Annotated in this window: 8 protein-coding genes; 6 read left to right on the forward strand and 2 right to left on the reverse strand. The window is 67.3% G+C overall.

Features of this window, described 5'->3' with window-relative positions; all coding sequences use genetic code 11:
- Positions 1 to 64: 64 nt before the first annotated feature.
- Complete coding sequence (gene eccCa, locus FHU38_RS23950) at positions 65 to 4,033, reverse strand: type VII secretion protein EccCa (RefSeq protein ID WP_167176649.1); 3,969 nt, start codon at positions 4,031 to 4,033, stop codon at positions 65 to 67.
- Between the two features lie 98 nt (positions 4,034 to 4,131).
- Here eccCa and eccD point away from each other — a divergent pair, with 98 nt between their 5' ends.
- From eccD to FHU38_RS23970, 4 genes are all read left to right on the forward strand, one after another.
- Complete coding sequence (eccD, locus tag FHU38_RS23955) at positions 4,132 to 5,532, forward strand: type VII secretion integral membrane protein EccD (protein WP_167176651.1); 1,401 nt, start codon at positions 4,132 to 4,134, stop codon at positions 5,530 to 5,532.
- A 9-nt stretch (positions 5,533 to 5,541) separates the two neighbouring features.
- Complete coding sequence (gene eccB, locus FHU38_RS23960) at positions 5,542 to 6,957, forward strand: type VII secretion protein EccB (protein ID WP_167176653.1); 1,416 nt, start codon at positions 5,542 to 5,544, stop codon at positions 6,955 to 6,957.
- Positions 6,958 to 7,135: 178 nt separating this feature from the next.
- Positions 7,136 to 7,468, forward strand: coding sequence for a hypothetical protein (locus FHU38_RS23965; RefSeq protein WP_167176655.1), 333 nt, complete (start codon positions 7,136 to 7,138; stop codon positions 7,466 to 7,468).
- A gap of 42 nt (positions 7,469 to 7,510) precedes the next feature.
- On the forward strand, positions 7,511 to 7,798 hold the full coding sequence (locus tag FHU38_RS23970; protein ID WP_167176657.1) for a hypothetical protein: 288 nt from the start codon (positions 7,511 to 7,513) through the stop codon (positions 7,796 to 7,798).
- A gap of 121 nt (positions 7,799 to 7,919) precedes the next feature.
- Here the strand turns inward: FHU38_RS23970 and FHU38_RS23975 are convergent, their stop codons facing one another.
- Entirely contained in the window at positions 7,920 to 9,206 is a 1,287-nt protein-coding gene (locus FHU38_RS23975) for a S8 family serine peptidase (protein WP_167176659.1), read from the reverse strand.
- 88 nt (positions 9,207 to 9,294) lie between these two features.
- Between FHU38_RS23975 and FHU38_RS23980 the strand changes: the two genes are divergently transcribed.
- Positions 9,295 to 9,714 (forward strand): YbaB/EbfC family nucleoid-associated protein, encoded by a 420-nt coding sequence (locus tag FHU38_RS23980; protein WP_167176661.1) that lies wholly within the window; start codon positions 9,295 to 9,297, stop codon positions 9,712 to 9,714.
- Positions 9,711 to 10,049 carry a hypothetical protein gene (locus FHU38_RS23985; RefSeq protein WP_167176662.1) on the forward strand — a complete coding sequence of 113 codons (339 nt, stop codon included), beginning with the start codon at positions 9,711 to 9,713 and terminating at the stop codon, positions 10,047 to 10,049. Before FHU38_RS23980 ends, FHU38_RS23985 begins: the two co-directional genes overlap by 4 nt.
- Positions 10,050 to 10,156: the final 107 nt, after the last annotated feature.

The following is a 10,156-nucleotide window of genomic DNA, read 5'->3' on the forward strand; positions in this document are numbered from 1 at the left end:
CGACGCTGCCCGCGTCATCCAGCTAACCACCACGGGTCAACCCCCCGGCTTGGTCGAACCTGCTTCACTCCTGTTGAGGTAGATGCGCGAACTGCACGAGCAGTTCCCCCTGGGAACGGGTAATGAGCCAGCCCCGGCCCGTCGGGAGCGGTCCCGGCCTCCGGTTGCCGATGAGCGGCCCCTCCTCACGGTTGCCGGACATCAGGATTCCCGGTGAGGCCAGATCGCGGATGCGCGAGACCACCGGATCGAACAACGCGCGGCCCGCGCCACCTGAGCGCCGGGTCACCACAAGGTGCAGGCCGATGTCGCGGCCTTGCGTCATGAACTCAAGCAGCGGTGCCAGCGGGTTGCTGTGCGAGTTCGGGGCCACCAGGTCGAGGTCGTCGACGAGGATGAACAGTTCCGGGCCACTCCACCAACTGCGGTTACGCAGTTGCTCGGGAGTGATGTCGCCTCCTGGCAGGCGTTTGGTCATCGCGTCGATCGTGACGTGGACCATCTCCTGCACGGTTTTCGTCGCCGTCGCGTATCCGATGAGGTACTCGTCGGGAATCAGCCCCAGCAGGCTGCGCCGGAAATCCACGACCGCGATCTGGGCCTGCTCCGGCGTGTAGCGCCCCATGATGCCGGTGGCGAGCGCGCGCAGGAAGTTGCTCTTGCCCGACTCCACATCGCCGAACAGCAGCAGATGAGGTTCCGCCTCGAAGTCGAGGTAGACGGGCTGCAGGTCGGTTTCGGCGATGCCGACCGGGATACCGGGGCCCTCGTCGGCGGGAGGAAGCTCGGAGTACGGCAGGTCGGTCGGCAGCAGCCGCACGCGTTGCGCGGCAGGACCGGTCCATCCGGCGTTGATCGAGTCGATCAACTGCTTGATGCCTTCCGAGAGCTCGGCATCGGTGCAGCGGCCGTCCACTCGCGGCACGCCGGCCAGGAACTGCGCGCCGTCCGGCGAAAGACCCCTGCCGGGTGCCTGCTCCGGCACGGCCGCCGCCTGCCGCCTGCCGAACACCGAGTCCACCGGATCACCGAGCCGCAGCTCCAGCTTGCTGCCGAACATGTCTCGCACGTTCATGCGCAGGTCCATCCACCGGTTCGCGGCCGCTATGACGTGCACGCCGAAGCCGAGGCCGCGGTTGACCAGTTCGGTGACGGTTGGCTCCAGTTGCTCGTACTCGGTACGCAGCGTGGCCCAACCGTCCACGACGAGGAACACGTCGCCGAAGTTGTCCTCCGGAAACTTGCCCTCCCGCAGCAGCTTGCGGTAGGTGGCCATGCTGTCGATTCCGTGCTCGGAGAACCGTTGCTCGCGTTCCAGCAGCAGGTTGTACGCCTCGGCGACGCTGCGCCGCACCTCGGTGGTGTCGCGCCGGGTCGAAACGCCACTGACATGGGCAAGTCCCCGCATCGAGGCCAGCCCGCCGCCACCGAAATCCAGGCAGAAGAACTGCACCTCGGCCGGGGTGTGGGTGAGCGCGAGGCTGCCCATGATCGTGCGGATCACCGTGCTCTTGCCGCTGTGCGGACCGCCGACGACGACCAGGTTCCCGCCCGCGCCGGACAGCTCAAGCCAGCACACGTCCCTACGCTGTTCGGCAGGCCGGTCGATGACACCCGCGGCCGCGGTCAGCGCCCCCCACAGGTTCGGGTCCTCGGTCGTCAGGCCGCGCTCGGAATCGGTCCGCAGCGCCGTCAGCAGTTGGTCCAGGGTCGGCGGCTCGGCCAGCGGGGGCAGCCACACCTGGTGTGCGGGCCTGCCGTTGCCCTCCATCCGCTCCACCAGCACGTCGAGCAGGGTCTCGCCAGCCTCGGCTTCGTCGTCGCGGCTCTGGGTCGGTTCGAGCTGTTCGGTGGTGCGGGGCCGCAGGTAGCGCGTCGAGTACTCCTGTACCGGGTCGATGTGCCTGCCCTGGTCGTCGGTGCGTACCGCGCTGGCGCCGCGCCGGTGGACGCCGGACACGTACGCCGCCCGGAACCTGACGAGATCCTCGGTTCCCGCGCGCAGAAAGCCGTTACCGGGCGCGCGGGGCAACTGGAAGGCGTCGGGGGCGCCGATCGCGGCCCTGCTCTCCATGGCGGAGAACGTCCGCAAACCGATCCGGTACGACAGGTGTGAATCCAGGCCGCGGAGCCTGCCCTCCTCCAGCCGTTGCGACGCCAGCAGCAGATGCACGCCCAGTGAGCGGCCCACCCGCCCGATCTGGACGAACATGTCGATGAAGTCGGGCCGAGCGGTGAGCAGTTCGGAGAACTCGTCAACGATCACCAGTAGCGCGGGTAGCGGTTCCAGCGGCGCGCCCGCGGTGCGGGCCTTTTCGTAGTCACGTTGGGAGCCGTAGTTGCCCGCCTTTCGCAACAGTTCCTGGCGACGCAGCAGCTCACCCTGGATGGCGTCGAGCATGCGGTCCACCAGGTGCAGCTCGTCGGCAAGGTTGGTGATCACCGCGCTGGTGTGCGGGATCCGGTCGAGCTTGGTGAAGGTGGCGCCGCCCTTGAAGTCCACCAGCACGAAGTTGAGGATCTCCGAGTCGTGCCTGATGGCGAGTGCCAGCACCAGGGTGCGCAGCAGCTCCGACTTTCCGGAACCGGTCGCGCCGACGAGCAGGCCGTGTGGCCCCATGCCGTCCTGTGCCGACTCCTTCAGGTCGAGTTCCATCGGCCTGCCGTCGGCGGTCACCCCGATCGGCACCCGCAACCGGTCCCGATTCGACCGCCTCGCCCAGCTTTCGGAGAGGTCGAACTCGTACGGGTCGCCGAGTCCGAGCAGGTCGGTCAGCTCCAGCGAAGTGGCCAGCGGTTGTTCCGCGGTGGTGGCCGAGGACAGCCGCAGCGGGGCGAGCGTGCGCGCGAGGCCGAGCATTCCGGCCGGGTCGAGCGAGTCGGCCTTGCCGACGGTGCTCTCTCCGTCCATCGTCCTGCTCCGCAGGGTCCCGTCGGCGGCGATGTCCAGCACGAGTGTCGTGGCGTCCAGCAGTCTTGGTGGTGTGCCGGACAGGTCGATCAGCGTGGTTCCCTCGACGCCGCCCTCGATCATGAGGTGTTCCGAGCCCGCCGTGTCACCCCCGTCGAGGACCACGACGACGTGTGTGGAACCGTCCGCGGGCGGGGTGGCGGGGTTGAACCTCGGCCGGTTGGCGAGCACGTCGTCGAGCATCGCCTCGATCGCGGTGATGCTGGGCGCGACGAGGCGGATGGGGCCCACCGCATCGTGCTTGTCGGGATGCAGCGCGTGCGGAATCCATTTCGCCCAGTCCCATGCCTGCCGATCCCTCGGGCCCACGCAGAACGCGGCCAGCACGTCGCCAGGAGCGTGGAAGGTGCCGAGTTGGGCGAGCATCGCCCTGGCGAGCCCGCGCCCCCGTTCGGTGTCGCCGGTGACATAGATGCGGGAGAACCCGCGAAGCGCCACCGCCACGGGCAGGTCGGGCACCGTGGAGTAGGTCGTCACGAACTTGCGCAACGCCATCGCGCAAAGCGGTTCCAGCTCGTCGACCGGTTTGGTCTCCGGCGGCACCAGCGGCGTTGCGAGTTCCTGGCTACCAAGTCCGATTCGGATGATCGTGAAGTCCCAGTCGCCCGGCCTGCGTTCCCACACTCGCGCGCTCTGCGCCGTTGACCAGAGGCGGTCGGGGTCGGGGTGGCGGTAGAACATGGCCTGACGCTGGCGCGAGATGGTGTCTCGAACCTGTGCGCGTAGCTGGCTCAGCTTGCGCATGTACTGCCGCCGGTTCTGGATCATCTCCTGCTTGCCAGGCCCCTGTCCGGCCTGGCTCATGATCTGGAACAGGATCATCCCGAGAACCGCGGCACCGTAAAGGCCGCCCGCTACGTACATGATCGGCCCCGGCGACCGCGCACCGATCAGCAGTCCCATACCGGCGGTGCCCGCCAGCATCGGCAGGATCATCAGGACCCTTGTCCAGTTCTTTCCGGTGACGGGCGGGTTCTCAGGTGGCGGGTCCAAAACCACTTCACCGGAAGGCAGTTCGGGCGCGGGCCTACGTATGGGCCGCTTGACTATGATCGTTGCCAAGGCCGAACCTCCCGAGAGCGGTTTATCGTGACCCACTGCCGTGGTGCACATTGTTACTCTGCCAGTCGAGGCGGGGTTCCCAGTTGGAGGTGTGCGGCATGACGTCGGCGATGGGCCTGAAACTGGCCAAGGTGACGATCTCCACGCCGAAACGTGGTATCGATGTCGCCTTGCCCGAAGACGTCACGCTCGCGGAACTGCTTCCCTACATTCTGCGGCACGCCGGTGACGAAACCGCGGACGCCGGCGAGCGGCACGGAGGCTGGGCGCTGAGCCGTCCGACAGGTGAACGGCTGGACCCGAGGCAGACCCTTGGCGCGCAGGGCGTCCGCGACGGCGAGGTACTGCACCTCGTTGCCGGGCAGGTCGAATGGCCGGAGATCGAGTACGACGATCTGATGGAGACGATCGCCAGCGGTGCCCGGCGTTACGGCCGCAGCTGGGGGCGCGCGGCGACGCGGCGCTGCGGACTCGCCGTGGTCGTGGGGATTCTCGCCTTGGCGACGCTGGTCACGTTCCTGTTCCGGCCACCTTGGCTGGTGCCCGGTCTGGTACTGCTCGGCGCGGCGACCGTGCTGATGGCGGCGGGCGTCGTCGTCGCGCGGACGGTTCCCGACGCGCTGGCTGGCGCCGCGCTCGCAGGTCCCGGGCTGGTCTACGCCTTTCTCGGCGGGCTGGTGCTCACCGCGCCGGATCACGCGAACCTGTTCAGCATGGGGGCACCGAGGCTGCTGCTCGGTTCGATCTCGCTGCTGGTGTTCGGGATCGTGGGTTACGTGGGCATCGCGGCTGTCGGCCGGGTGTTCATGGCCGCGATCACCATCGGACTGCTCGGCACACTCGGCGCGTTGTTCGGCAACCCGCTCAGTCCGGACGGCGCGGCGGCACTCGTACTGACCGTCGGAATCGCGTTGTTGCCTGGCTACCCGATGCTCGCGGTGCGGCTCGGTCGGGTTCCGCTGCCCGAACTTCCGCAGCGCTCCGCGGAGCTGCTCGAGGACGACAAGCCTGTGCCGACGCCCGCCGTCTTCGCCGCCGCGGCCCGCGCCGACGAGGTCCTGTCGGGGTTGCTGCTCGGGCTGTCGGTCGCGAGTGTGTTCGCCTCGCTGTACCTGCTCGGACACGGCGGCGGCGCCTGGCTGATCATGCTTGGCCTGGTGGCCGTCGCGCTGTTGCTGAGGGCGCGCATCTTCCCTGTGCCCCGCCAGCGCATACCGTTGCTTGTCGGCGGAATGCTGGTTTCGGCGCTGCTTGCCTACTGGCTGGCCACCCGCGCCGACGACAACGCGGGTGTGGGTGTGTTCCTGCTCGGCATCGGCCTGCTCGCGATGCTGGTCGCCTACGCCGGGTTGGTATACAGCAGGAAGAACCCGTCTCCGCAACTGGGCCGGATCGCCGACATCGTCGACGTCGTGGCTATTCTTGCGCTCATTCCGTTCGCCGCGTACATCACCGGATTCTTCAGTTATGTGCAGGGCCTGATGGCTTCGATCGGTTGAGGGTGACAGGTGCCAACTCGTCGAGATCAGCTCCAGGCCTACCAGTTCATGATGCGTCGGGTCACCTCGGCGCTCATCGTGCACGAAACCGACCCCGAGTTGGCCCCACTGCGCAGGGGTGTGGGCGCGGTGTTCGCCGGTGTGATGATCGCCGTGCTCATCGCAGCCGGGTTCGGGGTGTACGGAGTGTTCACCGGCATCGGGGGCACGTCGTGGCGGGCAGAAGGCTCGGTGATCGTGGAGAAGGAGACCGGCGCCACCTACGTTTACCTCGGCGACAGCCTGCAGCCGGTACTCAACATCACCTCCGGGCGGCTGCTCGGCAACATGTCCAATCCGGAACCGCACCGCGTGTCGGCCGCCGATCTGGAAGGTATTCCGCGCAACCCGATGGTCGGCATTCCTGGCGCTCCCGCCTCGCTGCCATTGGCCGAGCAGGCGGTAGGAGCACCGTGGACGATGTGCTCGGTGCTCGCCGAGAACGCCGCGGGGGTGCCGACCCCGAGCACCGCGCTGCTGGTCGGTGGCGAAATGCCGGGAGGTTCTCCGCTACGAGATCGCGGCCTGCTTGTCCGTGACATCGAGACCGGCACCAACTATCTCATCTGGAACAACCGGCACTACCGCATTGCCGGGGACCGACCGGAAACTGTGCTGCGATCGGTGTTCGGGGCCGGACTGGAGATCCTCGACGCCGGTACGGCGTGGCTGAACGGGCTCCCCGCGGGTCAGGACATCGGACCGATCGACATCGAGGGCAGGGGTCGGCCGTCCTCGATAGCGGACGGCCTCGCGGTGGGCGACGTCGTCTACCACGCGGCCGGGGCCGGTCGGCAGCATTACCTGGTTCGGACCGACGGGCTGGCCCCGCTTACCGAACTCCAGGTCCGAATCCTGCGCGGCCAGTACTCGGTGACGCCGAAGGAGATCTCTCCTTCGCTCGCCAACGAGGCACCTGCCAGCGGCACGTTGGGCCCGGCGAGTGGCGACGCGGCACCACCGGAATCGCCGCCGGAGCTGGCGACGGTTCCGGGCGAGGGGCGGGTCGCGTTGTGTTCGCGCACCGACAGCGCACGCTCGGGACCGGTGATCTCGATCGGAGGCGACGTCTCCGTACTCGATGCCGGAGTTCAGACCGGTGCCGAGACACCGGCGGGCACCAAGCTGGCCGACCAGGTACTTGTGCCGCCCGGCGGTGTGGCCGTGGTGCGTGCCCTGCCGTCCGACGGTAGCGGTCCCGGCGCGCTGAGCGTCGTCACCGATCTGGGCATCCGGTTTCCGGTGCCCTCACCCGACATACTCACCGCTTTGGGATATTCGGAGACAATGGCGGTCGATATGCCAGCAACGCTGGTGCAACGCATCCCCTCCGGGCCCGCGTTGAATCCGGCGGCCGCGCTACGACCGGCGCCGCAGTCCCCGTAGCGAAACCCGTACCTGCTCTGTGATCCGAGCCGCAGTGCGTGCTGAGCTGCGGCGTCGCGTCCTCGATGAGGTGCTGTCCTGACTGCCGGATGCCAGCGCGCGCTCTTACGTTGAACGCGAGGCCAATCCACACGCGTATGGGGTGACAGCGTTGGCGGTAAATCTTGACCCTGATCAGGTGCAACGACTGGAGGGCGCTATCGGCGACGCCGGCGAGCGGGCCGCCGAACTCCTCAACCGAATCAGGGAATCCTATCTAAGCGTGGTCGGTCCTTCCTGGAAGGGCGGTGGCGCGAATGCGGCGCTGGAAAAGCAGGAACAGTTCTACAACGTCTGGTTGAGACTGCGCCGGATTCTCGTCGACTTGCAGGAGGGGGTGACCGGCAGTAGCCGGCTCATCCTGGAAACAGACGCGGACGACGAGCTGCAACTCGGTGCCGTCAATCCCGAGGCCGCAGCCGCGGCCGAGGGTTACGGCGGCGGCATGGCCGCCAAGAGCGGCCGTCTCTGAGTTCGGCAAGGTCCACCAGCAAAACCACGGCGGAAGGTCAACATGGTTTACAGGATTACGCAGGCCGTCCATGAGACCGGCGCGGACGCGGTCAACTACGCCGACCTGCTCCGGCAGCTGTTCGATGATCTCAAGGCCAAGGCGCAGAGCATCTGCGGCAGTGAGTGGGAGGGTGCAGCGTCCGCGGAGTTCATCAAGGCGGAACACAAGTGGGACCTCGAGGCCACCGCGCTCGGCGACGCGCATACCAAGGTCGGGCAGCTCACTCAGACGGCAGTTGAGAATGGGTTCAACGCTGACCACAGAGGAGCGGCGTTGTTCTCCACGTAGCGCATCGCGCGCCAGTTCGAAACAGGGGGTTTCGGAGCCGGTTCTGGAGCAGGGGCTCCAGAACCGGCTTTCTCACGGGCAGGAGTTGATTAGGAAAGGTCGAACCGTGTGCGAACGAGGATCACCGGCCTGGCGATGGTCGCGCCGACCGGTCGCCGAAGAGTTCGACGGGTGGTTCCGGCAGTTCGTCCTCTGGCCGGTCCTGCGGGAGTTCGGCGAGGCCGCTGCGCCACCCGCGCCTGCGACCGCGTGGCCCGAACACCACCGCGATGGTCACCACGGCGGCGAGTGCGGCAGCCGCGCCCGCCAGGCCGAAGGCGAGTTGGTCGCTGTCGGCCTGCGCTTGTGCCCTCGCACGTTCCTCCTTGCTCATGGTGGTTCGCGACATCGCCGGCAGTTCGGCGGGATCGCCCGACACGAGGTTCTCGACCACCGCTTGGTAGGGGTTCACCAACCCCTCTCCGTAGTTCGTGCTTCCCGCACCCTCAGGTGCGGGCGCTGCCGTGGCACGCAATCGCCGCACTATCTCGGCGGCGGGAGAGTCCGGGTGATACGAGCGGGCGAGTGCGACGGTGCCCGCCACGTAGCCGGTGGCGAACGCGCTACCGGACATTTCGCCGAGCCCTCGCTGCGGAAACGTCGTGAGCACCTCGTAGCCAGGTGCCACCAGATCGACGTGGTCCGGTCGGGACGCGTTGGTGATCAGCCCGTCGCGGCCGATCCCGCTGACCCCGAGTACCCCGTCGTATGCGGCGGGGTACGGCGTGAGGCCGAACGGTGTGGTGCTCGTCAGTTCGCCGGTCGCGGCCACCAGCACGACGTCGCTGTCCATGGCCCGCCGCACGGCCTGCCGCAGCGCGGTGCTGTCCTCGTAGGTGATCGTGGGAACCGCGATCACCGTCGCGCCCTGATCGGTGGCCCACTCGATCGCGGAGGCGAGCAGATCCGGCGCAACCGACTCCCCCGCGCCGGTGGGAAACCGGTCACCGACCACTTTGGCCGAAAGCAACCTGGCATCCGGCGCCACTCCGTGAAACCCGACCGAATCAGTGGAGCGCGCGGCCACGATCCCTGCCACACCCGTGCCGGTTCCGAGGCAGTCAGCGGCGCCGCTGGAATCGCTTCGCTGATCGGCGGGTGCGAGGTCAATGGAGTCGGTGACCCGGCCTGCGAGCTGCGGGTGGGTCGCGATCCCGGTGCTGACAACCGCTACACGCTGGCCCGCACCCGTGGACATCGGCCACGCCCGGTCGGGCGAGAGCAGTTGCTGTGCCCAGGGCACCGGCGTGATCTCCGCCCCTGGCTGAACACATTGCTGCTGCGCCGCGACCGGATTCGGCGCGGCCAACAGAGTGATGCCGCCGATCGTCGCGGCGAGCGTCAGACGCAAGAAGTTCTTCAGCGGCACGCGGCGATGCTAGCGGAACCGGCGGCACGCCTGGAAAGTCCAAGGCGCACGGTGCGCTGCCGGTTGCGTCGAGATGAGGAGTTGGGCCATGGAGTTTCGTGAGGAATCGGTCGACCCGGTGTTCCAGGACGTGCTGGACCAGATTCAGCAGATGGCCGAGTCGGTTCCGGACACCCAGCGCCGAATGATGGAACTGACCGGGGTGGCGTGGTCGGACGACCGCATGGTGAAGGTCGTCGTCGGTCCGCGCGGGCAACTTGTTGATCTCCAAATTGACCCACGGGTGTTTCGGCGCCCGGACGCGAGCGAGTTGCAGGCCAAGATCCTCGCGACGGCGCACGCGGCGGTAGCGGACGTCACCGAGCAGCTCAAGGAGATCATGGAGAGCCAGTTCCCACCCGAGATCGCCGAGATCAGGCAGAAGTACACCCCGGAGTGGGAGGACAACTTCGTCGATCTGCTGCGCAGTGACGCGGAAATCTTCGCCGAACGGAAGGAGCAACGATGACCGGCTTCATCGACGTCAACACGAGCCTGTCGGCGATCATGGCGATGGGAAGCCAGTTCAAGGTGCGTGCCGACGAGTTCTCCGCGCTGGCGAAGCCAACGCAGGACAAAATTATCGAGCTGATCCAGGACCTCGGCACCTACGGTGACGACAAGCCGGGAGACACCATGCGAATCCAGCACCCGAAGGCGGACGACATCAAGGCGATCTACGCCAACCATGCCGGACTGTCCGAATCGGCCGCGCAGATCGGGGAGAACATCAGGCACGTTATGGCTCTCTACGAGGCCGAGGCGCGCAAGAGCAAGGAGGACATGGACGGCGTGGAGATCTGAGCGGGCTCCCGCTTACCAGGTTTTCGTTCCGGTTCATCGCGATGTGAAGGGTGGGTGCGTTGGGTTCGAATCCGTTGGATGGCCCGATCGGCGCATTCGCTCGTCAG

The organism is Saccharomonospora amisosensis, from assembly GCF_011761185.1.
Classification (GTDB): Bacteria; Actinomycetota; Actinomycetes; order Mycobacteriales; family Pseudonocardiaceae; genus Saccharomonospora_A; species Saccharomonospora_A amisosensis.

Coding starts and splice junctions, on each gene's coding strand:
- eccD (WP_167176651.1), top strand. CDS start 4,132: ATGACGTCGGCGATGGGCCTGAAACTGGCCAAGGTGACGATCTCCACG.
- FHU38_RS23970 (WP_167176657.1), top strand. CDS start 7,511: ATGGTTTACAGGATTACGCAGGCCGTCCATGAGACCGGCGCGGACGCG.
- FHU38_RS23980 (WP_167176661.1), top strand. CDS start 9,295: ATGGAGTTTCGTGAGGAATCGGTCGACCCGGTGTTCCAGGACGTGCTG.
- FHU38_RS23985 (WP_167176662.1), top strand. CDS start 9,711: ATGACCGGCTTCATCGACGTCAACACGAGCCTGTCGGCGATCATGGCG.